Here is a 25,156-nt window from a genome sequence, read left to right as displayed (position 1 = left end):
TTCATTGAAGGAACACACAAAACAACCTGCGGTCTTGGGTACCTGAAAACAGTATCAGCCGAGCGAGACCAGACACAACCGACGCCAGATAGTTGTGCGTCACACTTTGGGTGCTGCGATGCGCACTCGCACCGCGGCACATGAGTTGAGAGTACGGATATCCGCACTCCCACACAGTGAGAGTGCACTTTTGGCAACTCTCAAAGGGAACTGGCGGTCGGCGTCGGTAGACCAATTGTCGACGAGCCGAGCACCTCATCCCCAGATCTTCCGACCCAGCCGGGCTGGGTCGGATGACGCTGCGCAAACTAGCCGGATCGTCGCCAATGTCGATGGGATGTTTTTGTTCCGGGTGCATGGTGTTTAAGTACGCATCTGGACATTTTTCGCCCCATCGATTTATGCCGGTTGGCTGCTCCTCCCACGCCCGTAAACAACGGTGGGCCGCACTGCAAAAGCAGTGCGGCCCACCGTACAGACAAGGTGATTCAAGCCCAACGGCAAGAAATCAGTTGGCGTCCTCTTCGGTCAGCTTCGAAACCTTGCTCTGGTCCACTGGGATACCAGGGCCCTGGGTGGTCGAAACGGTTGCCTTGATGAGGTAACGGCCCTTAGACGAAGAAGGCTTCAAACGAAGAACCTCGTCGATGGCGGCTGCGTAGTTCTCAACGAGCTGGGCTTCCGAGAAGGAAGCCTTACCGATGATGAAATGCAGGTTGGCGTGCTTGTCAACGCGGAATTCGATCTTTCCGCCCTTGATGTCGTTCACAGCCTTTGCAACGTCCATCGTGACCGTACCGGTCTTTGGGTTTGGCATGAGGCCACGAGGACCAAGCACGCGACCCAGGCGACCGACCTTACCCATGAGGTCAGGGGTTGCTACCGCTGCGTCGAAGTCGGTGAAACCGTTGGCAACCTGCTCGATGAGCTCGTCGCCACCAACAACGTCAGCACCTGCTGCACGAGCCTGCTCTGCACGCTCACCGTTTGCGAAGACCAGGACCCGAGCGGTCTTACCGGTACCGTGAGGCAGGATGACGGTGCCACGAACCATCTGGTCCGCTTTACGTGGGTCCACACCAAGACGGAAGGCAACCTCAACGGTTGCGTCGTACTTAGCGGACGCCGTTTCCTTTGCGAGGCGAACAGCCTCGATAGGGGTGTACAGGCGCGAACGGTCGATCTTCTCGGCCGCGGCGCGGTAAGCCTTGCTGCGCGTAGTCATCTGCTTTTCTCCTTTTAGCAGTCGTGGTCATAAGATCCGCGCGGATCTTGCCACTGCCCCGGGGTACCCCGGGAAATGAATGGGGTACGACCTACCAGAAGTTCTGGAACAGCCGTGGTGAGGGTTCTGCGCCCGCAGTGGGGAGCAGCAACGTTCCTTACTCGGAAACGGTGATACCCATCGAACGAGCAGTACCAGCGATGATCTTTGCTGCTGCGTCGATGTCGTTTGCGTTGAGGTCTTCGAGCTTGACCTGAGCGATCTCACGAACCTGGTCCATCGAAAGGTTTGCAACCTTGACGGTGTGTGGGGTTCCTGAGCCCTTGTCCACGCCTGCAGCCTTCTTGATGAGCTGTGCTGCTGGTGGGGTCTTGGTGATGAAGGTGAACGAGCGGTCCTCGTACACCGTGATCTCAACTGGAACTACGTTGCCGCGCTGCGACTCGGTTGCCGCGTTGTAGGCCTTGCAGAATTCCATGATGTTGACACCGTGCTGACCGAGCGCGGGGCCGATTGGTGGAGCTGGAGTAGCTGCACCGGCGTTGATCTGGAGCTTAATGAGCCCAGAAACCTTTTTCTTTGGAGGCATTTCGGGTCCTTCTTGCTTGACTAGGAATGAGTTCCTCCCAGATGGAGGAACCTGTCTCTCGGTTTAACCGCTGACACACGAAAACTCGCACCGAGCAAAATCGGCGCGAGCATCGCGGCAAGCGTGCACTCAGATCTTGGCGACCTGGTTGAAGCCGAGTTCGACCGGAGTCTCCCGGCCGAAGATCGAAACCAATACCTGAAGCTTTTGGGCCTCGGCGTTGATCTCGGAAATCGTGGCTGGCAGGGTGTCGAACGGTCCGTCGGTGACGGTAACCGATTCGCCGACCTCGAAGTCGACGGCGACGACTGGGGCTGCCTTTGCCTTCTTCGATGGCTTCGTTGGTACTGGAAGGTCCAGCATTGGCGAAAGCATTGAGAAGACTTCATCTTTGTTCAGTGGGACTGGCTGGTGGGTGTTGCCCACGAATCCGGTCACACCCGGGGTGTGGCGTACTGCGCCCCACGACTCATCCGTGAGGTACATGCGCACGAGCACGTATCCAGGGATGCGGACGCGGCGAACGATCTTCTTCTGAGCGTTCTTGATCTCCGCGACCTCTTCCATGGGCACCTCGATCTGGAAGATGTAATCCTCCATGTTGAGGCTCTGGATACGGGTTTCAAGGTTGGTCTTGACGCGGTTTTCGTAGCCTGCATACGAGTGGATGACATACCAGTCACCCTCAAGTCCGGCGAGTTCGCGGCGGAAGGCCTCGTATGGGTCTTCCTCCTCGTCCTCGTCTTCCTCTTCTTCTGTCACCTCTTGCGCAGGAGCTTCGAGCCCAGCATCGTCGAGGTCCGACGCAAAGTCCGCGGACGCAACATCCTCGGTCTGAGCCTCTACAGCTTCGACCTCGGGTGAGTCTACGTTCTCTTCTGTCGGTTCATACGACTCTTGAGACACGTGTCAACCTGCTTTCTTGGGTAACTAGTAACCGAGCCACCGAATATCGCCGACGCCTCGGGGTTGCGAAAACCTGCAACAAACCATTGTTCCATTAAAAACGGATTCCGGGGAATCCTTTGCCCCAAATGTGACGAGAACCAAACCCCTTGTGAGGTTCAGTTCTCGCGACATCAAAAAGTTGGGCGTTGTGAGCCACTCAGCGCTACTGGGTGGGGTTACACGGGATCAGCCGAACAGGAAGCCTGCGCCCTTACCCAGGAGCCAGTCGACCACCAGAACGAACGCCATCATGATCAGCACGAAGATCACAACGGTGGTCCAGTAGTTCGCGAACTCCTTGCGGGTAGGTGTCACGACCTTCTTGAGTTCAGCGATGACCTGGCGCACAAACAGGGCAATGCGTGCAAAGATGTTTGGCTTCTTCGCAGAGTTCTTCTGCTTGCTTACCTGTGCTTCGCCGTTAACAGCGCCGGAAGCTGATTCACTCACTTGAGTTCTCCACGTTGTTCGAAGTTCATAGAAGGTGCGATAACTTTGCAGGGCAGACAGGACTCGAACCTGCAACCTGCGGTTTTGGAGACCGCTGCGCTACCAATTGCGCCACTACCCTTTGTCTTGCCTGGATGTCAGTCTACTGGGTGCGTGTGGGAAGCCCTAATTGGTGCCCACTCAAGTGACTGCCCGGACAACTTTACCAGCCGTGTCACCTGAAAAACTAACAGGCCGTCCAGGATATGCATCCTGGACGGCCTGTTATCTGCAGGGCAGACAGGACTCGAACCTGCAACCTGCGGTTTTGGAGACCGCTGCGCTACCAATTGCGCCACTACCCTTTGAACTCCACGTGCTTGCAATAGGCATACTGCCGTTCTGCGAAGCCCACGCCGAGGTCCTCGGTAATACTACGCGAAACTTTCTCGAAAGTGTTAACCGACCGGTCAGCCCCTACTTTGGTCTGCGGCAGAGGACTCTTGTGGATACTTCAGGCAGAGCCACGAGCACCCACCGCTCGAAACTACACGTTTGCTCCGACGAGAGCCTGTCCGATTTCGCGGGCCCATTCCCTGATCGCCTTGGGATCCCGGTTGTCGCCGTACTTGCCGCGGGCCGCCATGATCGCCGCGCGCTCTGCAAGGCTCAGGTCAAGCACATCCAGTTTGCCGGGAAAGTGCCGGTGCCCCTGCGCTCCAGTCTGTTCCATTCGGGATTTGAGCGATGGGGTACCGTTTGCATCCTTGGCTGGAGCATCCGCCAGCCCTGAGGAGAACAACCACACGTGCTTGTCTTGGAGTTCTGGGCTCAGGTGGTCGATAAGATCGCGTGCCTCTGTGAGCCACTGTCCAACGTAGATGGCCGATCCGATGACTACCCCGTCGTAGTCAGCAACGTCCGTCACGTTTTTTATGTCTGCGGTATCGCTGTCGATTCCCACAGCACGCAGTTCTTCGGCGATCCATTCCACGATCTCGCGGGTTGACCCGTGCCTGGATGCCGCGGTTACGAGAACCTTCATATTGCACTCCCCTGTTTTGAATCCGTGAGCCTTGCTTCTGGCCTGCCTACCAGTTTTCCGCGTTTTCGCCGTGGGTTCGTGGGCCGGAGGTCCCCGTTGCATGTAAACGCAGATGAAGTGGCTGTTCGAGGCCATGCACGAACGCTGTATTGTGGCCTCTTTCACCTGGTAAACATGTCCGGCAAGCGGGAATGCTTCGTGTCAGACTAGTGGCATGCGTCCTTTGTCCACCCTGCCCAAGGCTCATTTGCACCTGCACTTTACCGGATCGATGCGTCCTGGCACACTCGCTGATCTGGCGGCCAAGCATCGTATCCGGTTACCTGAGGCGCTGTTGGACACGGAGCCGATCCAGCTTCCGCCCACTGAACGTGGCTGGTTCAGGTTCCAGCGGCTGTACGACGCCGCGCGTGCGTGCGTGCGCGACGAACTGGATATGCGCAGAATCGTGAGTGAGGCCGTTGAGGACGACGCGCGTGAGGGTTCAGGACGCCTTGAGATTCAGGTTGACCCGACATCGTATGCCCCCTTTGTCGGTGGGATCACGCCAGCGCTTGAGATCGTGTTGGATGAGGCGCGCGCCGCGAGTACCCGTTTCGGCGTCTCTGTTGGCGTTGTCGTGGCGGCCTCTCGCACCCGGCATCCCCTCGATGCTCGGACGCTTGCCCGTTTGGCTGCACGCTATGCGGGCGATGGCGACGGTGAGGTTGTCGGCTTCGGGTTGTCCAATGATGAGCGTCGCGGGGCAACGCGGGAGTTTGCGCCCGCGTTCAGTATTGCGCGCAAGGCTGGTTTGCTGTGCGTGCCGCACGGTGGAGAGTTGCTGGGGCCAGATCACATAGAGGTTGTGACGAACGAGTTGGTTCCCGCCCGGCTGGGCCACGGTGTTCGGGTGACGGAGAACCCTCGGATTGTCGACGAGTTGGTGCGCAGGGATGTCGCGCTTGAGGTGAATCCGGGATCGAATGTGTCGTTGGGCGTCTACCCTGACGATCAGTCGGTGCCACTGGCTGCACTGTATGACACGGGTTTGAAGATTGCACTGGGTGCGGATGATCCGCTGCTGTTCAGGTCTCGCGTGGTGGATCAGTATGAGACGGCCCGGAAGGTGCACGGGTTCAGCGACGAGCAGCTTGCACGTCTGGCTACGGACTCGATCAAGGCCTCGGCTGCACCGCAGCAGGTCAAGGACCGGTTACTGAGCGGGGTCCGCGACTGGCTGGCCACGGACCCCGAGTAAGACGTACAACCGATCAGTTCGCCAGTGCGAGTTCGACCATCTTGAGCGCGCCCTGTTGGGTTTCCGCCGCTGCGATGAATGCTGCCTTGTGGCAGAACACCGCGTCGTGGACACCGGTGACCTCTGCGAGTTCGCTGCCGTTCAGGCCCCGCCATGCCTTGGGTAGGTCTTTGCGGTTGCCGAACTGGGAATGCTCCGGACGTACGGCCTGGATAGTCCAGTTTCCGGTGGCCCCAGGGTAGACGGTGTAAAGCAGGTCTGGCTGCTTGGAGGCGATGGATGCGTGCGGGATGTACTTGTCGAGGACGACGAATCGCTTGTCACTCGTACGGGCGTAGGCGTCGAGGAAACGCTGTTCTGCGTCGATCACGTTGAGATACTTTGCCTTCATGCGCTGGAGCACGGTGGTCGCCAGCGCTACGGCAACCTCGAACTGCTGGTCGAAGTCTTCTTCCTCACCGATTGGATTGAACAGCCCGAGGTATTCGGAGATGTCGATGGGGCGGGTCCCAAAGTCATTGAGGTTGTAGAGGTCTTGACCGTTGTCCACTGCGTCGATCACGGTGACGAGACGGCTGTCCATCTTGTGCCAAACATCGTCGTTGCCACAGAATTCTTTGCCGTATTCCTGCCAGAGTAGGCCGAACGCGGAGTAGAGGATGCCGGATTGGCGTGCACCCGACGAGAGTTGGTGGTGATCGAATCGCTTCTTCTCAACGTCGTATACTCCGCCCACATCGAGCACGAGGTCGGCCGCGTCGAGCACCTCGGGGTCGCGACTGCGCACGATCTGCGCGTCTGGGAACAGTTGTTTGAGAAGGGCTACGCCGAATACGTCGTCTGCGTGGAATTTACCGTTGTGGGTTGCAATGATCACCCGTTCACTCTACGGCGTTGGGCATGCGAAACGAAAACTTTCGGTGGCCGTATCTAGCGTGCCTCTTCCGCGAGTGCCGCACGGACTGCGTCCAGCACTGCTTGCTCGCTGACCTCCAGGGAACGTACTTTGTGGGCATATTCGCTGGTGATTTGTCGCAATGCGATCTGGGCGGGTACGGCGTGAGTTGACACGCGGGTTCCGCTGCGCCCCTGGGTGATCACGTAGCCCTCTTCTTCGAGTTCGCGGTAGCTGCGTGCGACGGTGTTGACCGCAAGACCGAGTTGCGTGGCTAGTGCTCGGATAGCGGGAAGTTTTTCATCGACCTGCGCGGTTTTGTCAGTGATGGCCGTGATGACGCTCTGTTTGATCTGCTCGAACGGCGGCGTGGTGGAGGATTCGTCTATTGCGAAGTCGATGGGCATGCGCTGTGGTGTCCTTTTTCATTGGCGACGATCTGGCGAGTGTCGCCGTCGGTGCGGCTGGTCGATTGGTTGCGTTAGGTGAGTGACGGTTAAGGACAAAGGAGTGACGTCGAGTGTAGGGGTTTCACGCAGCAGACCCCTACCGGAACGGTAACGAATGCAGTTCGTAACCAACAAGCGGTGGCCCTGCGAATCGATGAGCGCGCAGCCAGTGACCGAGCGCTTTGAAGTAGTCGATTCGTGGACCGTACTCACTCAAGGCAAGATCGTGGATACCGCCCGGAATCTGTACGATTTCGACATCGCGGCCGAGCAACGGTGCACGGCGGATGATCTGTTCGACGTTGAGCACCACATCAGAGGATCGTTTGAGGGGCAGCGGGTCACCTGGGTGTCCTGATCTGTCCGAGGTGCACACGAGCACAGGGCAGTTGAGGTCGAGGCCTTCGGCAAGGCGAGCCTGCCCCGCACGGACCGCCCTGAAGAACCCGGTGCGCACCGGGGAGTTGATTTCGCGTTTGAGATTGAGGTCGAAATCCCAGTCTCCGGCGATGTCCCTGTGCAGCATCCGCACGTAGTTGGACTCGTCGTTGTTGAGCACGAAGTCTGTGACGTACTCTCCCACGGCGTCAACAAACGCGGTGCCGATGGTTCGGTCGAGCCACGGCCGGTTCAGGTCAAACCACGGGCTGTTCAGGATGAGGCCGTCGACCGTCTCACGTCCTGTCTGCGAATGGGCCCACAGGCTGGCGATGAGTCCGCCGGTCGAATGTGCAAGGATCACGAGGTTCTGATACCCGCACTCGTCCTTGATGAGGGTCGTTGCAGCGGCCAGGTCGTTACCGTACTCCCGCAGCGAGAATGCATCATTGCGCGTGATCTCGTCCGTGATCGAACGGCCAAACCCGTGCAGGTCAAGCGCGAAGAAAGCGACGCCCTGCTCAGCCAGATACTCGGCAAGATGTTCGTGGAAAAAATAGTCGTTCAGACCGTGGATGTACAGCACCGCGGTCGTTTCCGGGCGCGGACGGGATGTGCCCACCCCCGTTTCGGCGGATGCGGTGTCAACGCGGGATTCCGCACGAACGCTTCGCGCTGGAAGGTGAACCGAACTGTGGGAATCAGCCTGTTCGTCGGCAATGGAGGAACCGTCAGGACGCGTGAGCCAGCGCGGCTGGCTCACGACGGTCGCAACCGTTTCATGCCCGCGAATCGGGGCGAGTGGAACGGTGAGTGCAACCCATGGGTCGCCCAGAATGTCTTTATGCCACACCAGCGAACAAACTCCCTTTAGGTCATGCAGGTTCCTGCTCCCGTGTTGGAGACAGGTTGAGTGGTGCCACCAGGATCAGCCCCAGCAACAGAACCACCATGATTCCCAAAATACCGTAGATCTGGGATTTAAAGATCGAGATTGCGACACCATAGAGGAATGGGGCGAGGAACGAGACCACACGGCCCGTCATTGCATACAGGCCAAACAGTTCGCCTTCCATCTCCGGCTTTGCGAGTTGCGAGACCGTCGAGCGGCTTGCTGATTGGACCGGCCCGACGAAGATGCACAGGATCGAACCGAATACCCAGAAGATAACTGAACCTTGGCCGTGGAGAGCAAACACCATGATCGCCGCGAAACACATGCCAATCAGAGACCACACGATGACGGCCTTCGAGCCAACCTTGTCCTCGAGGAAGCCAAACGCAATCGTGCTGATACCCGAAATCACGTTTGCGACAATCGCGAACACAATTACAAGAGTCGGCGAGAAACCAAAAACTCCCGCGGCAATAAGACCACCGAAAGCGAAGACAGCCGCGAGCCCATCGCGGAAAATCGCCGAGGCGATAAGGAACTTCAAAACGTTACGGTCGCTGCGCCACAATCTCGCAATGTCGCGGCCCACCTTCTTATAGGACCCGACAACGCCCAGCGTCTTGTGCTTCTCGTGGCTTCGCTTTTCAGGGACGGCAAAGAACACGGGAAGCGCAAAGATCAACCACCACAGGGCAGCAAACACCATGGCGACACGGATGTTCTCGCCGTTCTCGGTGGTCACCCCGAACCAGCCGGTGTCCTCGATCATCACAAAGCCCACGAGCAGGATCGCGAGCAGCACGATTCCACCAAGGTAGCCCGCACCCCAGCCGATTCCGGAGATACGCCCCCGATTCTCACGCGTGGAAATCTGGTTGAGCATCGCGTTGTAGTTCACTGACGCTAGCTCGAAGAAGATGTTTCCGAACGCCAAGATGATCAAGCCGATGATGACCATACGATCCAGATCGCCGGTATCAGGCGTGACGAAGTACAGCGCCGCAATGGCGAGGAACACCATGAAGGAGTTGACGCCCAACCACAGTTTGCGACGACCAGCAGCATCCGCACGCTGACCGAGCAGCGGCGCGATCAGAGCAATTGCCACACCCGCAGCAGCGACTCCCCAACCAAGCCACGTGTTATGAGTAGCGATAACCGCCTTGACCTGCTCTTCTGCGGCGGCATCGGTCTTGGCGAGTTCCACCAGCACCGGGTCCACAAACACGCTGCTCATTAAGAAAGTGGCAAACACAAACGTGGTCACCACGGCGTTCCACGCGGCGGAACCCCAGTCCCACAGAGCCCAAGCTGCAATCGTGCGCTTCTTTACGGAGGGTGCAGCCTCAGCGGGCAAGCTATCCATCGAGTTACTAGTCACAAGGGCCATTGTGTCGCACAAAGACCACGCCAGGGCATCAATTCCTCAAACTGTGGACGAATATCTGCTTTTTCCTGCATTTACCCGCAACCTTTTGTGGACAACCTACTAGAGCGGATGCGCGGTAACTTCAAACGTTCAGATTCACTACTCAGACGAAAACGGTAGTAACTAGTCGCAAAAGATGGCTAGCTACAACCGTTTTTGTCTGGTTTGGTGCCTAAAGGTCAGATGGTGAGCCCGACCGTGACGGGCTCAGGTTCGAGCGTGATCCCAAACTTTCCTCGGACGCCCTCGCGGACGGTGCGTGCGAGTTCGACGATGTCATCGGACGTGGCGTTCCCGCGGTTGGTGAGCGCGAGGGTGTGCACACTCGACAGTGTCGCAGCCGAGTCATCGCCATGCACGCCAAACCCGCGGTCAAAGCCAGCGTTCTGAATCAACCACGCAGCCGAGGTCTTCACCTTCGACTCATCAACGGCGTTCACGCTCGGCCCTGTGGTCACCGCAGGCTTGTTGGACGCAACCGGGTAGCGGGGCGCACCCTCCGGCAGGGCATCGGCAGCCGCCGCATCCACGATCGGGTTCATGAAGAACGAACCAGCACTCCACCTGTCGTACTGTGGGTTGGTAAGCGCCGAATCGTCGGAAATCAGCGTGGTAGCCGTGGCGGCTGGCGCTGAGACCCCGCCATCGCCGCACGCCGCAAGTTCGGCATCGTCATTGACGACGAGTCCCTGCGGCAGCGCACCGCGAGCGCCCGCAGTCCCCGCCACCTGCGGGCGACCAAACGAGTCTTCGAGCATGCCCTTACCGCCACGTAGTTTCAGGACGGCTTCAGCGATGTCGCGCGTGTTCGCACGCTCCCCCACCTGGACTCCGAGTAACCGAGCCAACTCGCCATACTGGACGGGCGCAGACCGAGTGCCGAGCCGGAATTGGAACGACACCTCAAGCACAACGTAACGGGGGGTTGGCCCCCACACGCGGCCATTCTCGTCGCCAGTCATCATCGTCCGTTTAATACGCGAATCGCGGTATGCGAACTCCAACTCGAACAGCGCGAATGTGCGCTTGCGCTGTTCGCCGCGGTCCCACACGCGAACGGATGAGATGACCGAGGAGACCTCGTTGCCGTAAGCTCCGATGTTTTGGACAGGCGCCGCGCCAACGGTTCCGGGAATACCGATCAACGACTCGATGCCCACCCAGCCCTGGGCGATCGCTTCGACCACGAAGCTATCCCAATTGTGCCCGGCGGGGACGGTGACGGACCCGCCACCGCAACTGTCCACCTGATCCACGACCACGCCGCTGCGAGCATCGCGGACAACGAGACCCTCGAATGGGGTGTCGCTCGCAATGATGTTCGACCCACCACCGATCACCAGCAGCGGCAGAGCGTGTTCATCCGCGTAGGTGACCGCCGCGATGAGGTCCGCTTCCGTCTGCGTCTCAACGTACTGCGCGATCCTGCCCCCGATACGCAGTGTGGTCAGATCCTTGAGTGACACGTCCGTGCGTACCTGGGCGTTGTCGAGGGACTGAGTGAGTTGAGTGTCAGGCGATGTAGAGGTCACCGCTCAAGCCTACTCTTGTTCGCTTTATTACCGTTATTTGACGGTCGGGTTGTAGGGCTGTCGGCTGGTATCGCCGCGGAGCTAGTGGAAGGTCTCATCCCGCCGTGCGTCTTGGAGCACCGCGCCCGTCATCTGATCCGGGCGTAACGGTGCAACGTTCCTAGATACCGCGAGGCTCACAAGCATGAAGATCGCAATGGTTGTGATTGCGAGGCGTGCACCAATACTGTCGGCGACCAGACCCAAGATCGGCGGCGCGGCAAGCGACGCAGTGGACGCAAACGCGGACACCACCGAAACCCGCGCTGCCGCGCGGATCGGGTCGTCCGATGCACCCGAAATCACGATGGGCACGGCCAGAGCAGCGCCCATACCCCACAGGACGATACCAACGAGCGCGAAGCCGAAGTGAGGGCCAAACCCAAAGCAGAGCAGCCCCACGACCGATGCGATCGCGGATGCCCGTAGAATCGCGACCCGCCCAAACCTGCCCAACAGCTGTGGCCCGGCGATGCGGATGATCGTCATGGCGGCAAGGAACAGCCCGAGCGCCAATGCGCCAATCTGCTCCTTTTGCCCAAAACCGTCCACGACCGCAATCGATAGCCAGTTGTTGGCCGAACCCTCAGACAATGCGGCCGCGAAGATAACCAGACCGATCAAGAGCGTGCGAGGTTCCCGCCACGCCCCGAGTGCGCTACCGAGAGACGCCTTACGGTTACGGAAAACACCGACAATGCCCTGCGGGTCCGGACTTTCGACAACCCCCGCCTTGATTTCGGCCCTCTCGACACGTCGACGCCGCGCAACCTGAGCCCGGTCGAACCGGGTCTGGGCGGAGAGTTCTGTGTCCAGCACAACCCGTGGGATCAACATGAGACGCACCGCAAGCGTGATTCCTGCCATTGCACTCATCTGCAGTAGGAGTGGGACGTTGAGTGCCGCACACGCTGCACCGATCAACGAACCGATAACCGCACCGATCGAGTATGCGGCATGGAAGTGCGACAGAATCGCCTTACCCATGCGTCGTTCAACTGCAGCCGTCTCCACATTCTGCGGGACGTTCGTAAGCGCTACGAAAACCCCCTGGAAAAACACTCCAACCGCAAGCACCTGAACGGAACCGATTGCGGGTCCAAGCCCTTCCAAGAAGAAGGCGAGGGAGATGCCAAACGCGGACACCGTCAAGATACGGCGCCCGCCGAACCGCTCCACCAGAGCACCCGCAATGGTGACAAAGATGAGAGAGCCAAACGCACCTGCAAGCAACACGAATCCAAGTTGAGCGGTCGTCAGACCCAGTAGCTCGCGCACGGTTGGGAAACGCGCCAGCCAGGTGGAAAAACTCATGCCCAAAAGCGCAAAAAGAATAAGAAGACCGTTTCGCGCTCGATAGATGTACGGCGCTACCGCGGTTGTTTGTTGAGGGTCGCTGGTCGGCATAATTCCAAGGCTTGAAGGGAGATGGGGAAAGAGCAACCTGCGGGATCTAGGATCTCCCGGGAATCGAATCGATTCGAGGCGCTCTTATAATTGTCGAGTACGCTTTGTGTATCGTCAATCAGCACCCCGCCCGAAAGACCTGCGATGTCAGCCACTAAACCAACGCTCGCTCATGTTGCAGCACGCGCTGGAGTCTCCATATCCACTGCGTCGCTCGCATTCTCGGACTCCGGTCCAATCGCGAAAGCAACCCGAGAACGAGTGCTGACCGCAGCAGAGGAACTTGGATACCGCGGCCCCAGCGCCCTTGGACGACAGTTACGCAGCGGACGTTCCGGCATGGTCGGGGTCGTGTTCTCCGACGCTCTGCGCCGAACCTTCCGCGATCCGGTCTCAATCTCCGTGCTCGACGGAGTTACCCGAACCCTTGGAGAACGTGGGCTCGGAGTGCTGCTCGTCCCCGGTGGCAACCACTACGACACGACCTCCGGCCTCAACCCACTCCTGGAAACCGCCGCCATCGACGCTGCGATTCTCCTGTGGGGAAGCCAGGAGAAAGACCCCGTCTACCAGTTGCTCACCGAACGTGGCATACCCATCGTCATCTCCGAGGGGCAGCAGGTACCCGGAACGGCGTTTGTTGGACTCCACGACCGTGAGGGCATCGCAAACCTCACCGCACGAGCGATGGCGCTCGGCCACACCAAAATCGGTGTCATCACTCTGCCCCTCAACACCGGTATGGCTCCGGGACCGCTCCCTCTCGATACGATCGACAATCTCGAACAGTATCTATGCCATCCCTCGCACGGGCGCTTGCGGGGAGTCTATGATGCCGGAGCACGCCCCATGGCCGTCTGGGAGGCGAACGCCTCCCTTGTAGAGGCTGGTGTGGCCGGAGCCACCTATCTACTCGACCCCGCCAACTACGACTCCCCCGAAGATGTCCCAACGCTCATCATCGCGCAGTCAGATCTGCTTGCTGCCGGAGCGCTCCAGGGCGCCCGCGAAGCGGGTAAGAGCGTTCCAGAAGAAGTTTCCGTACTCGGCTTCGACGGAGTAGACCTTCCCTGGCTCGGTTCTGACAAGCTCACCACGATCCGCCAACCGCTCGGATACAAGGGGGAGCTGCTTGCTCAGGGAGTCATCGGGTTACTTGAGGGACAGGATGTCGAACCTGTCTTCCTCGACGTGCACTACGTTGAGGGCAACACACTTGCCCCGCCACCATCTGGTTCGTAGCAGCCATTGGTTCATTGGTTTTGGCGGCTCCACGCCACACCTTCCACACAGGCATCGAACTCAGCCTTTTGCCTACGAACTCAGTCAGGAGCGGGCTGAGTTCGTAGGCAAAAGACTGAGTTCGGTGGAACTGAACCATTGTTTAAGAGACAAGCAGAAGGGTCGAACAATCGAAAAGAAGATTGTTCGACCCTTCTGCTGTCTAGCATTAGCCATTACCTAGACTCACTAGACGGCTGGCCCGGATCGACACACTAGAACTGCACGACCGCCTGAGCCTTCGCGAGCACCTTGGCGCCCTCGAACACTGTCTGTAGATCAACGCGCACCGTGCGGGCCTCTACGTTGATAGCACCGACCGTCGCGGTCACCTCAACGACTGCCGCACCCGGGTTTGGAACCAGAATGGGGCGTGCAAAACGAGTCTGATAGTCGATGACCTTGCGTTGATCGCCGATCCACTCCTCCACGGCAGTGACCGATGAACCCATCGTCAACATCCCGTGCGCGATCACGCCATCGAGCCCAACCGAGGTGGCAAACGTATCGTTCCAGTGGATCGGGTTGAAGTCACCGCTCGCTCCCGCGTACTTCACCAGGGTGGATCGCTCAAAGTTGAAGGTCTTGGTGGCGACCACATCGCCAACCTGTAGGTCTTCAAAAACTGGAGTCGTCATTTGTCCTCCCCACGAACCGCAAGAGTCGATGTCACAGTGACCACATGCTCCGAGCCATCAGCCACGAGAGCGGAGATTTCCACGCGGGTCGTAATCATGGCGAGTCCAGCGCGCTCAACGATCTTGTCCACGTGCACGACACTGACCAGTTCATCGCCGGCGAAGATTGGACGGGTGTACGTGAACCGCTCGTCGGCGTGCACTACCCTGCTGAAGTCGATACGCGCTTCTGGATCCTGGATGTACTGAGCTTCCGCGGCCTGTGCGACAACCACCGCGAAGGTGGTTGGAGCGACAACGTCTGGATAGCCCAAACCCCGCGCTGCCTCTTGGGAGAAGCAGGCGGGGTTATCGGAGCCTATTGCACGCGCGAACTCAGCAATCTTCTCGCGGCCCACTTGATAGGGTGCCGTTGCCGGATATTCCCGACCAATGAACTTGAGATTCACCGAGGATTGCGTCATTGCCTATAAGACCTAACTGTTAGATCAGCGGGTTTCGCGGTGTGCCGTGTGCTTGACACAGCGTGGGCAGAACTTCGCGAGTTCCAGACGGTCTGGGTTGTTGCGACGGTTCTTCTTGGTGATGTAGTTGCGTTCCTTGCAGTCCACGCATGCGAGCGTGATCTTTGGGCGAACGTCTGCACTCTTGCTTGCCACGGTCTAGCCACCTCTCGCGCCGCATCGGCGCAACGGATTACGAACAAAAAGCACGCCCTGGGGCGTGCGGATGAAGTGATTTTGTAGCGGGAGCGGGGCTCGAACCCGCGACCTCACGATTATGAGCCGTGCGCTCTGACCAGCTGAGCTATCCCGCCGCAACCGAAAGCCTAGACTTTCATTGTGCCAGAACCACAACAGCGATCAATTTTTCCACAAGTATGGCGTTGGCACAAGCAATGTGATCAAACACGTGGAGCCCCCGACGGGAATCGGACCCGTGACCTCCATCTTACCAAGATGGCGCTCTACCACTGAGCTACGGGGGCGATGAGCCTCGGTCAGAAGGCTCGAGTGGAAACCGCTAGATCAGCGGGTTTCGCGGTGTGCCGTGTGCTTGACACAGCGTGGGCAGAACTTCGCGAGTTCCAGACGGTCTGGGTTGTTGCGACGGTTCTTCTTGGTGATGTAGTTGCGTTCCTTGCAGTCCACGCATGCGAGCGTGATCTTTGGGCGAACGTCTGCACTCTTGCTTGCCACGGTCTAGCCACCTCTCGCGCCGCATGGGCGCTTGGATCGGATGTATGAAGCACACTGACGTGTGCGGATGAAGTGATTTTGTAGCGGGAGCGGGGCTCGAACCCGCGACCTCACGATTATGAGCCGTGCGCTCTGACCAGCTGAGCTATCCCGCCGCTTGAAACCCACAAAAGGGGCCTTGCACTGACGCTTGCAACCCGCGACTGCATCGCGTGTTCGGGCATCAGCAGAGCCCCCGACGGGAATCGGACCCGTGACCTCCATCTTACCAAGATGGCGCTCTACCACTGAGCTACGGGGGCAACACCGAAAACATTACACATACGGGGGTCCGAGTACAAAATTATCTGGGTGGTGATAGTGGTCACGCCCGGTATTCGTCCTAGCCCGCGCTTTTGCTGTCCCATTTGCGACGAGTAGGCCGCTCCGCCCCACTTCCTCGACCCAGCCGGGCTGGGCCGGGAGGCGCTTTACGGGCGCAGCCGACTCGTCGCCAATCTGAGCCGTGCTGAGCTAGGCCAGGTGACCCATCGACCGGTCGACCCCCTCCAGAATCTCGATGGGGTGTTTTTGTTCCGGGTGCACAGTGTTTAACTGTGCACCCGGGCACTTTTCAGCCCACCGGCTAAGCGGGCAAGGTCAGAGGGGAGGCATCAGCATAGGTCCGAACCGGGCACAACGGGCAACACAAAAGGCCCCACGGTAAAAACCGTGGGGCCTGAGTGTGGCAGTTGAGGGATTCGAACCCCCGAAGCATAACGCGGCTGATTTACAGTCAGCTCCCTTTGGCCGCTCGGGCAAACTGCCGAACTGACGGAACCGAACAGGCGAACCTGACGGTGTTCTCCGTGAGCAGGAACAACTCTACACAATTTGAAAGCAAAACAAAAATCTATTGCATTGACCGCTAAATCATGCGGTTTCTGGCTATTTTGCGCTCTGTGATCAGTCCGCCGGATGACATCGCGCAGAGGGCCAGCCACCAAGGGGAAGGTGGCGTATATCGCCCTGCGCCGACTGCACATCAAGCGATTAAACACCGATGATGAATATGTGACCTCCACACCGGATACTCCTAATCAGCAGTCAGTGCCCGCACCAGCGCAGACCACGCCGCGGGGTACGGAACCCTCCGCAACCCAACGCGCCCGCCGCTCTGCACGCAATGGCCTGCTCGCGGGCATAGGCTGCTATGCAATCTGGGGCTGCATTCCAATCTTCTTCAACGCGATCGGCCGTGCGGGACCGGTAGAGATCCTTGCGCACCGTGTTGTGTGGTCACTCGTGTTCTGCGTGATCATACTCGTGTTGTCCCGCCGCTGGTCTCGCTTCACGGCAACGCTTCGCAACGGACGGGCCCTGCGCACACTCGCCGTCGCGACGGTACTCATCCTGTGCAACTGGCTCGTGTACGTGTACGCGGTCACGTCGGGTCACGTGTTGGATGCCTCGCTCGGGTACTACATCAACCCGCTCGTCACCGTGATCCTCGCGGTTCTCGTGCAAAAGGAACGTGTGCAACCGCTGACTTGGATTGCCCTCGGCTTTGGCGCTGGCGCGGTCATCGTGCTGACGGTTGGAATGGGCACGCTGCCCTGGGTCTCGCTGGTGCTCGCATTCTCGTTCGGGTTTTACGGCCTCTTGAAGTCTCGGATCGGCAGCAGCGTTGACTCCCTCACGTCCCTGTCCGTGGAGACCCTGCTCGCCGCACCCTTCGCCCTGGGCTTCCTCATCTGGCTCACCGCAATCGGGCAGTCCACCTTTGGCACGGGCGGCTCGCTCCACACCGTACTTCTCATCTGTTCGGGCATCATCACCGCGCTGCCGCTGCTGTTCTTTGGATACTCCGCCCAACACCTGCCCCTTTCCACATTGGGCATGCTGCAGTATCTCGGGCCAACGATCCAGTTCATCATCGCTCTCGCGGTATTCAATGAACCGATGCCACCGGCACGCTGGATCGGATTCGTCCTCGTGTGGGTGGCCGTCGTGCTGGCTGCGGTTAGCGCGGCACGGCACAGCCGCATGGTAAACAACCGATAAGCAGCACTCGCCCACCCCCAGAATCAGCCATTCACCTGCGCGAGATGTAGGGTGGCGGCACCCCATTCGTCGCTAATTTCCGATACGGTGGATGGCAGCGAGCCGCACTGCTATACCGCCCGCACTGGGAAGCCATCCAAGCGGGCCAGCGTCGTCGCGGCACCGACACGTCATTACCCACATCAAGGAGGACTCATGGCAGATTCATCGATGGACATCGTCTCGCGTGTTGACCGTCAGGAAGTCGACAACGCACTGAACCAGGCAGGTAAGGAAATCTCGCAGCGCTACGACTTCAAGAATGTCGGCGCTTCGATCTCATGGAGCGGCGAGAAGATCGTGATGGTGGCGAACTCCGCCGAGCGCGTGCTCGCAATCCTTGATGTATTCCAGACCAAGCTCATCAAGCGCGGCGTATCGCTCAAGGCGATCGACACCGGAGACAACGAGCCGCAGGCGTCCGGCAAGGAGTATCGCCTTGAGGGCGTGCTCAAGGAGGGCCTGGCTGGCGAGAACGCCAAGAAGGTCACCAAGATCATCCGCGAGGAGGGCCCCAAGTCGGTCAAGACCCAGATCACCGGTGACGAGGTGCGCGCCACCTCGAAGTCCCGCGACGACCTTCAAGAGGTTCAGGCGCTGCTCAAGAACGCTGACCTGGACTTCGCGGTCCAGTTCACGAACTACCGCTGATTCCAGCGTCTGTAGAGGATCGCCGTATGGAACCGACTGTCATGCCCCGGCTGATTGCCACGGACCTCGACGGAACGCTTCTGCGTAGCGACCTTTCGATCTCGCCTTTTACCCGACGTGTATTGCGTGGTCTTGAAGACCGCGCGATACACGTCGTTTTCGTGACGGCGCGTCCACCGCGATGGATGGCCCCGCTCGCCGAGGCTGCGGGCGGGCATGGTCGTGCGATCTGCATGAACGGTGCGTGCGTGTACGAGTTTGCGACCGGGCAGTCATCGCACGTCTTCGGGTTCACTCACGACCAGGTGGCGGCTCTCGTCACGGACCTGCGTGCAGTGTTGCCTGGCATCGCGTTTGCCTCTGAGCGTCCGTCTGGCGCTGTTTTCGACCCGTCGTTTGTCTCATCGCACCCGGTTGGTCCCGAAACCCTCATCCAGCCGGTGGAAACCGCACACGATGACGTGGTGGGCAAGCTGCTGGCTCGCATGCCGGGTATGCCCGACAGCCAGTTCTTCGACATTGTCGACGAGGTGGTTGCGGAGCGCGCGCTCCTCGCCTACTCGGGGGCGTCCGGGTTGGCAGAGATGACTGCGCCCGGTGTTACCAAGGCTGCCGCTCTTGAGCGGTTCGCACTCTCGCATGGGATTGAGGCACGTGAGGTGTGGGCCTTTGGGGACATGCCCAACGACATACCGATGCTGCGCTGGGCAGGTCGTGGGATAGCCGTCGGGAACGCACATCCAGAGGTGTTGAACGCCGCCGATGCGATCACGGGCAGCAACGACGACGATGGACTTGCCCACGAGATCGTACGAGGGCTTGGGCCGTTGCTCGACCTGTGATCCCTTGGCACTACCGCTGCGGCGGATTGAACCGCTTGTCGTCCCTGTTGTAGGGGTTATACGGCTGTCCTTGAGACGGCTGCTGGTCCCGCTGCTGTGACTGCCCGTCGTGTGGTCCCTGTCCCTGCGAGCCCGGCTGGGAGTAATCCGGCCAACGTTGCGAATACTGACCGGGCTGAGATGGACCACTTCCGTGGGTCCGCCCCTGCGAGTTGTTCTGCGATCCAGAACCATACTCGCCGTAGTTTCCCCGCATCGTGTTGAAACCACCTGCATCTGGCAGACTCTGGCCAGCCAGGTTCTCGAGGCGGGCAACGCGTTGGTCCATGGGTGGGTGCGTGGCAAACAGTTTGCCCAGTCCCCCACCGCGGAACGGGTTGGCGATCATCATGTGCGACACGTCCGCGAACTCCTGACGCTGCGGCAGCGGAGCCGCGTTGGTGCCGAGTTCGAGCTTGCGCAGCGCGCTTGCGAGGGCCAGTGGGTCTCCGGTGAGTCTGGCACCGTCCTCGTCCGCGTCGTACTCGCGCGTACGCGAGATACTGAGTTGAATGAGAGTCGCTGCAAGCGGCGCGAGGATCATCGAGGCAATCACGACGAGCGGGTTCCCACCACGTTCCCGATCTCCACCAAAGATGAACAGGATGTTTGTGATCGCGGAGATCATTCCCGCAAATGCGCTCGCCACAGACGAGGTCAGGATGTCTCGGTTGTATACGTGCATCAGTTCGTGCCCGAGCACCCCGCGCAGTTCCCGTTCGTTGAGGAGTTGCAGAATGCCCTCGGTGCAGCACACGGCGGCATTCTGCGGGTTGCGTCCCGTTGCGAATGCGTTGGGGTTACTGGTGGGCGACACATACAACTTAGGCATCGGCTTACGCGCCTGAGTGGAAAGTTCCCGCACGATCCGGTACATGACCGGCTGTTCAAGCTCGGTCACGGGGCGCGCCCGCATCGACTTGATCGCGAGTTTGTCGGAGTTCCAGTACGTGTAGGCGGTCATTGCCAGCCCGATGCCCGAGAACACGACCAGCAGCCCAACCGATTGATTGCCGACAAGCGCCCACAATCCAATGAGCACAGCCCACATAAGCCCAAACAGGAAGGCTGTTTTCAGTCCATTGAAGTGCCGGTGTCCCACGTCTCGCCCTTTCTACAGTAAAGAATTCTACTGCTGCTAGAGGAACGGCTGGGCTGGCGGCTTGGTTCCATCGCCCTTGGCGAAACGTCGATGGGGCAAAGAGCCATATAGCCCTTTGCCCCACCGGTTACCGCGTATGTTGCGCGCGTTTGGCGCGCTCTATGGTTTTGTGCCGCTTAGCGACGAGCCGTTTTTCCCAGCCCCGACTCACGCAGGGCGGCGAATATTTGAGGCTAGCTGTTACGACCAAGGGAGATGTTGATCTGCTCGTGGCGGGGCACGACCTTGATGCGCTCACGGCCTTCCTTCTCACCGAGTGCCTTCTCGTACTCGTCAAGCAGTTGCCAGCCCGACCACTCGATGTAGCTCACGCCGCGCTCCGCGAGGAACTCGGTGATCGCCTCCGGTGTCGGCTGGGTCGCCGTTGCGAACGCCGAGAGGTTCTCCGCATCCTCAGTCAGGTGACGGATGGTCTCAGAGGCATCGGACTTGGTGTGACCGATCAGCCCGACAGGTCCACGCTTGATCCAGCCGGTGCAGTACAGTCCAGGAATGTGGTTGCCCTCCAGGTCGAGTACGCGACCCTCATCGTTCGTGATGACGCCGCGCTTGTCGTTGTAAGGAATCTCTGGAAGTTCCGACCCGAAGTATCCAACCGCACGGTACACAGCCTGAACGTCCCAGTCATGGAACACACCGGTACCGGAGACGGTGCCATCGCCATTGAGTTTGGTGCGCTCGGTGCGGAAACCGTCGACCTTGCCATCGCCGTTGGCATCCACTACTTCAGCCGGTGCGTGCAGGAAGTGCAGGTGCAGACGGCGGGACGCCGTGAACTTGGTTGGGTCCTTGAGTGCCCAGTCAGTCAGCGTCTTGACAACCTGCTTGGTCTGGTTGGTTGCCTCGATTGCCGCCAGCGATCCCTCGTCGAACTCGAAGTCCTCCGGGTAAACGATCACGTCAACGTCTGGGACGTGGCCGAGTTCGCGCAGTTCGAGCGGAGAGAACTTGGCCTGGGCAGGTCCACGACGGGCGAAGACATGGACATCCTTGACTGGACTCTTGGAAAGACCCTGATACACGTTGTCTGGGATCTCGGTGCTCAGCAGATCCTTCGGGTGCTTCGCAAGCACACGGGCAACGTCAAGCGCGACGTTTCCAGCACCGATAACCGCGATCGATTCCGCCTCAAGTGGCCACGTGTCTGGCACGTCTGGGTGACCGTCGTACCAGGAGACGAAGTCAGCCGCACCATACGAACCGTCAAGGTCAACACCAGGAATTGGTAGTTCCGCATCCTTGATTGCACCGGTCGAGAAGATCACGGCATCGTAGAACTCACGCAGGTTCTCAAGTTTCAGGTCCACGCCGTAGTCCACGTTGGAGATCAGACGGATGTCACCGCGTTCGAGGATCTTGTGCAGTGCTTTGATGATCTGCTTGATACGTGGGTGATCGGGGGCAACGCCGTAACGCACCAGACCGAATGGCGCAGGCAGACGGTCGAACAGGTCGATCGAAACATCGAGGTCAGTCTTGGACAGGATGTCCGATGCATAGATTCCTGCTGGACCAGCACCAACGACGGCCACTCGTAATTGACGGTTTTCAGTCACGGAAAATCGTGCCTTCCGATGTGTTTGGCGGACCGGTTGCCCGCGGTTAAGTTCACTATGGATTCGCGCCTGAGGTCAGGCTCGGTGACTCTGTTGTTTGCACGAGTGCGACTGCAACAGATTCAGGTAACTCTAGGGTGACAAGAAATCTCGAAGGATGGAACAGGTTGTCCATCGGGCGGGATGTTGTAACGTACCGTGAATGCACGCAGCAGGACCTCGAACGCCGTGGTTGACCGCATCAGCACCCTGATCAGGCATCGAGCGAGACAACCACGCCCTTCACGATTTCTCGCACCTCTTCCTCACTATTGTCCCCCGCAAGGAGCGAGACCGTGCCGGTGATCTCTACCACGTCGTACACATATCCACGGCTTAAGACGACAACCCGCACAAACTGCCCAAGAAGTTCACCTTTGGCACCCGTGAAGCGACCCTCTATATAGAGTTCTGGAATCTGTTCCGTCCCACCCAGCTCGCGCAGGGTCTCCTTGTATCGAGGTAGCTTCTTGAGTTTTGCGGTCAGGGCCGAGACCTGCCCGTCAAAACTATGCTCCGCGCCAACTCGTGTCAGTGATGTCAACACGTTGGCACGAAATTTCTTCCCCTCCATCTCACGTGCAAGCGCGAGGGGTAGACCAACCGCCGCCAAGGCAACCCAGCCTTCCGGCTGCGGGGCACTGAGTGTTGGATACGCGGGAAACGCCTCGGACGGAAACGTAAGGGTATTGGCCATGCCTTAACTGTGGTGCACTGCGCAGCCATTTTCAAATCAGCCTGTGCCCGACGGCTCTGCCACACACAGCCGGGCAGAGCGCACGACTTCGATGGGGTGACTTAGGTCCAGATACCCAACTTTCATATACGCACTTGGACCCGTTTAGCCCCATCGAGCGTAACCGCGCAGCAGCACTGCACCAGTAAAACCACAGGCAGCGGAAACCCTCTGTGGGTTTCCGCTGCCTGTGTTGTACGTCGTGACCGGGTGGCGGCCCAGCCCCTGAGTACCTCTTACTATCAGTCCTCGTCGTCAGAAATATCGAGGATGGGCAAGTCATCGGCAGTGACAAGACGCGTAGTCACCGCATACTCGACCAGACGCGCACGGCGATTCGTGGCAAGCTGCTTCGGTCCGCCTCGCAGGCCCTTGACTCCCATACGATCCAACTTGTCACACACGTTGTCGAGCTTACGGTTGAAGCGGGTGATAGCCCAGCCCAAGCGCTTGGCCGCATCAGCGGTGGAAGGAATCTCAGTGAACCCAGTGCCTTCACGCCGCAGCATTGGCTCGCACAGAGCGACGATGAGCTGCTTCTGACTCAGCGTAAAGTTGATCATTCCAATGGTCTGCTCGCCGGTCTCCGGCGCGTCAACCGTGGCGGTCTCAAACTGCTGTCCTCGTAGATGCGCAAGCAGTTCATACGTAGTCGGTCCGGCCGTGAAAACGATCGTGGTGGACTGGAAAACAATCGGAATACGGTTTCCCGGCGAGAGCCATGACTGGACTCCCCCGCTTGTGTCACAAACCGTTGCGGAAAGCAGCGATCCAACATTGGACAGCCACCAGATTCCATCCTGATACCCGATGCGTAGAAACCTACGGTGCAGGTAAGGGTTGTCGTCAATAGTGAGGTCACCTTCGCGACCGATGTCGAATGGTTCGTCCGGGTCAGGCGTGAACCATTCGCCACAGTACTCCAGTGTCATTTGCGGTGCTGACATGAATAACTCCCAAGTTTCATGCGTACGCTCAGTACAAACCTTGACTGTACCTAAGTTCAGGCTATGAATGATAGCCGCAGGTCAGATTAGTTCCCTTTCCGGGAAGTAGTACCCATGTATTTTGCGCCCTGATTCACGGAGAAAATGGGACAAATCCGTCCTGAACAGGCGGCACGCGAAATCTACTGCCGCGAATTTCACCCGCCGATACGTCTTCCCCACCCGAGGCTGAGGTTGCGATAGGCCTCAACGCAGTTGTTCGAAGGTCAACGTGACCCCGTCGCCCAGGTCGAGTACATCGTCGCTGAGGATCAATGTCGCCTGCTGAGACTGAAGCTGCCGGTCTGGCTGCCCTGATCGTCGTAAGAGCGTGCCGTTCACCGACCCCAGATCCTGAGCCAGCACGTGCCCCTGCTCAACCCTAATCAACAGGTGATTACGAGAAATGTCCTTCGATGGACTCGGCACCGACACCATGCGCGCGAACGGCTGTGCCCCCGATCCCTCATGCGTTGGCTTGCGCCCAATGACAAGTGGCACGCCAAGCTCGATCACCTCACCATGCGAGAACCGCACATAGCCCTGGTGCACCGCATACGCCGCGGCATTGGCGGTCTCAAAAGCCGTGGTCTGCGCCGCAGCAACGTGTGCGGCAGCGATCTCCGCGGCCGTGGCAATCACCTCTGTGGGCATGACATCGGGTGGCGGGGTGCCGAAGACCTGGGTTGCGGCTTCGTGAACCGGCACGGGACCGATCGGCGTGGGGTCGACCTCCGAGTCCTCATATACGTCATCTTCGCCCTGTCCAAACCATTCCTCGGGCAGCTCCGCAAGCGTCTGCCCAAGGTCATCAAGACTACGGGCTGACTGCACCGAAACCGCACGGGTTGGAGTCCCCCGAGCCGCGACAGGCTCAAACGACCAAGCGACCATATCCGCTCGCACAATCCCCTCGGCAAGAGGAAGCAAAACCTTGTGCGACGAGACATTCTCGGGATCGAGCCCTTCCGGCAGATTCTCATGGAGCCCTCGCAATGGGGCAAAGGGAACCGGATCAATATCCCGAGTCGTCTCAGGGGAACCCGAGGAGATCCGAAACGACACGGCGTCTGCTACCTGCTCCTCAAGCCACATCGCAGCGCCGTTGCCACGAAACACCGAAGCTGGCACTCCCGAAGCGTGTTCAACAACCACGTTGAGTTCACCGCACACAGCGATTCGAGCGGTCTGGCTGACCTGCGTCTGATCCCCCAACTCGACAACGGCGAAACGCGGCAAGCGCTCCAACGTTGGATCAAGCGACTTCGCCACCGCTGACAGGGCACCGAGGAATCCCTTGGTCTTGACCTGCGACTGGGCCAGCCACAACTCACGCAGAGTGTCTGGCTTCGCGTCATCGGGCAGGAAGATCAGATAGTCGCCTTTGGCAACAACATATCCAGCGCCTGGACCATACGTATGCGCCATGGCTCACCATCCCATCC

Annotated in this window: 24 protein-coding genes, 7 tRNA genes and 1 pseudogene; 5 read left to right on the top strand and 27 right to left on the bottom strand. The window is 59.2% G+C overall.

Annotated features, from left to right (window positions below; translation table 11 throughout):
- Window positions 1-508: 508 nt before the first annotated feature.
- From rplA to ACFSYH_RS12365, 7 genes are all read right to left on the bottom strand, one after another.
- Window positions 509-1,225: a 50S ribosomal protein L1 gene (gene rplA, locus ACFSYH_RS12395; RefSeq protein ID WP_377467292.1), complete on the bottom strand. Its 717-nt coding sequence runs from the start codon at window positions 1,223-1,225 to the stop codon at window positions 509-511.
- Window positions 1,226-1,382: 157 nt separating this feature from the next.
- Window positions 1,383-1,814, bottom strand: a complete 432-nt coding sequence (gene rplK / locus ACFSYH_RS12390; RefSeq protein WP_377467291.1) for a 50S ribosomal protein L11 — start codon at window positions 1,812-1,814, stop codon at window positions 1,383-1,385.
- 129 nt (window positions 1,815-1,943) lie between these two features.
- Complete coding sequence (gene nusG, locus ACFSYH_RS12385) at window positions 1,944-2,720, bottom strand: transcription termination/antitermination protein NusG (protein ID WP_377467290.1); 777 nt, start codon at window positions 2,718-2,720, stop codon at window positions 1,944-1,946.
- A 228-nt stretch (window positions 2,721-2,948) separates the two neighbouring features.
- Window positions 2,949-3,212 carry a preprotein translocase subunit SecE gene (secE, locus tag ACFSYH_RS12380; protein ID WP_377467289.1) on the bottom strand — a complete coding sequence of 88 codons (264 nt, stop codon included), beginning with the start codon at window positions 3,210-3,212 and terminating at the stop codon, window positions 2,949-2,951.
- Window positions 3,213-3,260: 48 nt separating this feature from the next.
- A tRNA-Trp gene (locus ACFSYH_RS12375) sits at window positions 3,261-3,333 on the bottom strand.
- A gap of 150 nt (window positions 3,334-3,483) precedes the next feature.
- Window positions 3,484-3,556, bottom strand: a tRNA-Trp gene (locus ACFSYH_RS12370).
- A gap of 182 nt (window positions 3,557-3,738) precedes the next feature.
- Window positions 3,739-4,236, bottom strand: coding sequence for a flavodoxin domain-containing protein (locus ACFSYH_RS12365; protein ID WP_377467288.1), 498 nt, complete (start codon window positions 4,234-4,236; stop codon window positions 3,739-3,741).
- Between the two features lie 214 nt (window positions 4,237-4,450).
- On the opposite strand from ACFSYH_RS12365, the gene ACFSYH_RS12360 reads away from it, so the two are divergent.
- Window positions 4,451-5,476 (top strand): adenosine deaminase, encoded by a 1,026-nt coding sequence (locus ACFSYH_RS12360; RefSeq protein WP_377467287.1) that lies wholly within the window; start codon window positions 4,451-4,453, stop codon window positions 5,474-5,476.
- Between the two features lie 13 nt (window positions 5,477-5,489).
- Here ACFSYH_RS12360 and ACFSYH_RS12355 read toward each other — a convergent pair whose 3' ends face one another.
- The 6 genes from ACFSYH_RS12355 to ACFSYH_RS12330 all read right to left on the bottom strand — a co-directional run bounded on the left by ACFSYH_RS12355 (window position 5,490) and on the right by ACFSYH_RS12330 (window position 12,500).
- A complete protein-coding gene (locus tag ACFSYH_RS12355) occupies window positions 5,490-6,353 on the bottom strand; it encodes an MYG1 family protein (protein ID WP_377467286.1) in 864 nt (287 codons plus the stop codon).
- Window positions 6,354-6,406: 53 nt separating this feature from the next.
- Window positions 6,407-6,778, bottom strand: a complete 372-nt coding sequence (locus ACFSYH_RS12350; protein WP_377467285.1) for a GntR family transcriptional regulator — start codon at window positions 6,776-6,778, stop codon at window positions 6,407-6,409.
- Between the two features lie 139 nt (window positions 6,779-6,917).
- The gene (locus ACFSYH_RS12345) at window positions 6,918-8,051 is read right to left on the bottom strand and encodes an alpha/beta hydrolase (RefSeq protein ID WP_377467284.1); all 1,134 of its coding nucleotides are present in this window, start codon (window positions 8,049-8,051) and stop codon (window positions 6,918-6,920) included.
- Between the two features lie 22 nt (window positions 8,052-8,073).
- A complete protein-coding gene (locus tag ACFSYH_RS12340) occupies window positions 8,074-9,483 on the bottom strand; it encodes an MFS transporter (protein WP_377467283.1) in 1,410 nt (469 codons plus the stop codon).
- Between the two features lie 218 nt (window positions 9,484-9,701).
- Window positions 9,702-11,054: a UDP-N-acetylmuramate dehydrogenase gene (locus ACFSYH_RS12335; protein ID WP_377467282.1), complete on the bottom strand. Its 1,353-nt coding sequence runs from the start codon at window positions 11,052-11,054 to the stop codon at window positions 9,702-9,704.
- 81 nt (window positions 11,055-11,135) lie between these two features.
- On the bottom strand, window positions 11,136-12,500 hold the full coding sequence (locus ACFSYH_RS12330) for an MFS transporter (protein WP_377467281.1): 1,365 nt from the start codon (window positions 12,498-12,500) through the stop codon (window positions 11,136-11,138).
- Between the two features lie 144 nt (window positions 12,501-12,644).
- Here ACFSYH_RS12330 and ACFSYH_RS12325 point away from each other — a divergent pair, with 144 nt between their 5' ends.
- The gene (locus ACFSYH_RS12325; RefSeq protein WP_377467280.1) at window positions 12,645-13,742 is read left to right on the top strand and encodes a LacI family DNA-binding transcriptional regulator; all 1,098 of its coding nucleotides are present in this window, start codon (window positions 12,645-12,647) and stop codon (window positions 13,740-13,742) included.
- Window positions 13,743-13,996: 254 nt separating this feature from the next.
- Here ACFSYH_RS12325 and ACFSYH_RS12320 read toward each other — a convergent pair whose 3' ends face one another.
- The 9 genes from ACFSYH_RS12320 to ACFSYH_RS12280 form a co-directional block, all read right to left on the bottom strand.
- Complete coding sequence (locus tag ACFSYH_RS12320; protein ID WP_377467279.1) at window positions 13,997-14,419, bottom strand: MaoC/PaaZ C-terminal domain-containing protein; 423 nt, start codon at window positions 14,417-14,419, stop codon at window positions 13,997-13,999.
- Complete coding sequence (locus ACFSYH_RS12315; RefSeq protein WP_377467278.1) at window positions 14,416-14,883, bottom strand: FAS1-like dehydratase domain-containing protein; 468 nt, start codon at window positions 14,881-14,883, stop codon at window positions 14,416-14,418. The genes ACFSYH_RS12320 and ACFSYH_RS12315 overlap by 4 nt, the downstream gene beginning before the upstream one ends.
- A 24-nt stretch (window positions 14,884-14,907) precedes the next feature.
- Window positions 14,908-15,078, bottom strand: a complete 171-nt coding sequence (gene rpmG, locus ACFSYH_RS12310) for a 50S ribosomal protein L33 (RefSeq protein ID WP_377467277.1) — start codon at window positions 15,076-15,078, stop codon at window positions 14,908-14,910.
- Between the two features lie 84 nt (window positions 15,079-15,162).
- Window positions 15,163-15,236, bottom strand: a tRNA-Met gene (locus tag ACFSYH_RS12305).
- Between the two features lie 96 nt (window positions 15,237-15,332).
- Window positions 15,333-15,407, bottom strand: a tRNA-Thr gene (locus ACFSYH_RS12300).
- Window positions 15,408-15,447: 40 nt separating this feature from the next.
- Window positions 15,448-15,618 carry a 50S ribosomal protein L33 gene (gene rpmG, locus ACFSYH_RS12295; RefSeq protein WP_377467277.1) on the bottom strand — a complete coding sequence of 57 codons (171 nt, stop codon included), beginning with the start codon at window positions 15,616-15,618 and terminating at the stop codon, window positions 15,448-15,450.
- Window positions 15,619-15,699: 81 nt separating this feature from the next.
- Window positions 15,700-15,773, bottom strand: a tRNA-Met gene (locus tag ACFSYH_RS12290).
- A 75-nt stretch (window positions 15,774-15,848) separates the two neighbouring features.
- Window positions 15,849-15,920, bottom strand: a tRNA-Thr gene (locus ACFSYH_RS12285).
- Between the two features lie 423 nt (window positions 15,921-16,343).
- Window positions 16,344-16,425 (bottom strand) — tRNA-Tyr (locus ACFSYH_RS12280).
- Between the two features lie 150 nt (window positions 16,426-16,575).
- Here ACFSYH_RS12280 and rarD point away from each other — a divergent pair.
- The 3 genes from rarD to ACFSYH_RS12265 all read left to right on the top strand — a co-directional run bounded on the left by rarD (window position 16,576) and on the right by ACFSYH_RS12265 (window position 19,193).
- Entirely contained in the window at window positions 16,576-17,661 is a 1,086-nt protein-coding gene (gene rarD / locus ACFSYH_RS12275; RefSeq protein WP_377467276.1) for an EamA family transporter RarD, read from the top strand.
- Between the two features lie 195 nt (window positions 17,662-17,856).
- Window positions 17,857-18,351, top strand: coding sequence for a YajQ family cyclic di-GMP-binding protein (locus ACFSYH_RS12270; RefSeq protein ID WP_377467275.1), 495 nt, complete (start codon window positions 17,857-17,859; stop codon window positions 18,349-18,351).
- A 26-nt stretch (window positions 18,352-18,377) separates the two neighbouring features.
- Window positions 18,378-19,193, top strand: coding sequence for an HAD family hydrolase (locus ACFSYH_RS12265; protein ID WP_377467274.1), 816 nt, complete (start codon window positions 18,378-18,380; stop codon window positions 19,191-19,193).
- 286 nt (window positions 19,194-19,479) lie between these two features.
- Here ACFSYH_RS12265 and htpX read toward each other — a convergent pair.
- The 5 genes and pseudogenes from htpX to ACFSYH_RS12240 all read right to left on the bottom strand — a co-directional run.
- A pseudogene (gene htpX / locus ACFSYH_RS12260) lies at window positions 19,480-20,334 on the bottom strand (zinc metalloprotease HtpX); the annotation flags it as partial.
- A 233-nt stretch (window positions 20,335-20,567) separates the two neighbouring features.
- A complete protein-coding gene (locus ACFSYH_RS12255) occupies window positions 20,568-21,950 on the bottom strand; it encodes an FAD-dependent oxidoreductase (protein ID WP_377467273.1) in 1,383 nt (460 codons plus the stop codon).
- A 253-nt stretch (window positions 21,951-22,203) separates the two neighbouring features.
- Window positions 22,204-22,686, bottom strand: a complete 483-nt coding sequence (locus ACFSYH_RS12250; RefSeq protein ID WP_377467272.1) for a hypothetical protein — start codon at window positions 22,684-22,686, stop codon at window positions 22,204-22,206.
- Between the two features lie 281 nt (window positions 22,687-22,967).
- A complete protein-coding gene (locus tag ACFSYH_RS12245; protein WP_377467271.1) occupies window positions 22,968-23,672 on the bottom strand; it encodes a hypothetical protein in 705 nt (234 codons plus the stop codon).
- Between the two features lie 246 nt (window positions 23,673-23,918).
- Window positions 23,919-25,139, bottom strand: coding sequence for an FHA domain-containing protein (locus ACFSYH_RS12240; protein ID WP_377467270.1), 1,221 nt, complete (start codon window positions 25,137-25,139; stop codon window positions 23,919-23,921).
- Window positions 25,140-25,156 lie beyond the last annotated feature (17 nt).

It is taken from the genome of Populibacterium corticicola, from assembly GCF_042683685.1.
In the GTDB taxonomy this organism is placed as follows: Bacteria; Actinomycetota; Actinomycetes; order Actinomycetales; family Cellulomonadaceae; genus Timonella; species Timonella corticicola.
The sequence above is the reverse complement of the archived record's forward strand: the minus strand, read 5'-3'. Positions and strand labels throughout refer to the sequence as shown.

Coding starts and splice junctions, on each gene's coding strand:
- rplK (WP_377467291.1), bottom strand. CDS start 1,814: ATGCCTCCAAAGAAAAAGGTTTCTGGGCTCATTAAGCTCCAGATCAAC.
- ACFSYH_RS12330 (WP_377467281.1), bottom strand. CDS start 12,500: ATGCCGACCAGCGACCCTCAACAAACAACCGCGGTAGCGCCGTACATC.
- ACFSYH_RS12315 (WP_377467278.1), bottom strand. CDS start 14,883: ATGACGCAATCCTCGGTGAATCTCAAGTTCATTGGTCGGGAATATCCG.
- ACFSYH_RS12360 (WP_377467287.1), top strand. CDS start 4,451: ATGCGTCCTTTGTCCACCCTGCCCAAGGCTCATTTGCACCTGCACTTT.
- rplA (WP_377467292.1), bottom strand. CDS start 1,225: ATGACTACGCGCAGCAAGGCTTACCGCGCCGCGGCCGAGAAGATCGAC.
- ACFSYH_RS12270 (WP_377467275.1), top strand. CDS start 17,857: ATGGCAGATTCATCGATGGACATCGTCTCGCGTGTTGACCGTCAGGAA.
- rarD (WP_377467276.1), top strand. CDS start 16,576: ATGACATCGCGCAGAGGGCCAGCCACCAAGGGGAAGGTGGCGTATATC.
- ACFSYH_RS12240 (WP_377467270.1), bottom strand. CDS start 25,139: ATGGCGCATACGTATGGTCCAGGCGCTGGATATGTTGTTGCCAAAGGC.
- ACFSYH_RS12250 (WP_377467272.1), bottom strand. CDS start 22,686: ATGGCCAATACCCTTACGTTTCCGTCCGAGGCGTTTCCCGCGTATCCA.
- ACFSYH_RS12365 (WP_377467288.1), bottom strand. CDS start 4,236: ATGAAGGTTCTCGTAACCGCGGCATCCAGGCACGGGTCAACCCGCGAG.
- ACFSYH_RS12320 (WP_377467279.1), bottom strand. CDS start 14,419: ATGACGACTCCAGTTTTTGAAGACCTACAGGTTGGCGATGTGGTCGCC.
- ACFSYH_RS12325 (WP_377467280.1), top strand. CDS start 12,645: ATGTCAGCCACTAAACCAACGCTCGCTCATGTTGCAGCACGCGCTGGA.
- ACFSYH_RS12340 (WP_377467283.1), bottom strand. CDS start 9,483: ATGGCCCTTGTGACTAGTAACTCGATGGATAGCTTGCCCGCTGAGGCT.
- ACFSYH_RS12350 (WP_377467285.1), bottom strand. CDS start 6,778: ATGCCCATCGACTTCGCAATAGACGAATCCTCCACCACGCCGCCGTTC.
- ACFSYH_RS12265 (WP_377467274.1), top strand. CDS start 18,378: ATGGAACCGACTGTCATGCCCCGGCTGATTGCCACGGACCTCGACGGA.
- ACFSYH_RS12245 (WP_377467271.1), bottom strand. CDS start 23,672: ATGTCAGCACCGCAAATGACACTGGAGTACTGTGGCGAATGGTTCACG.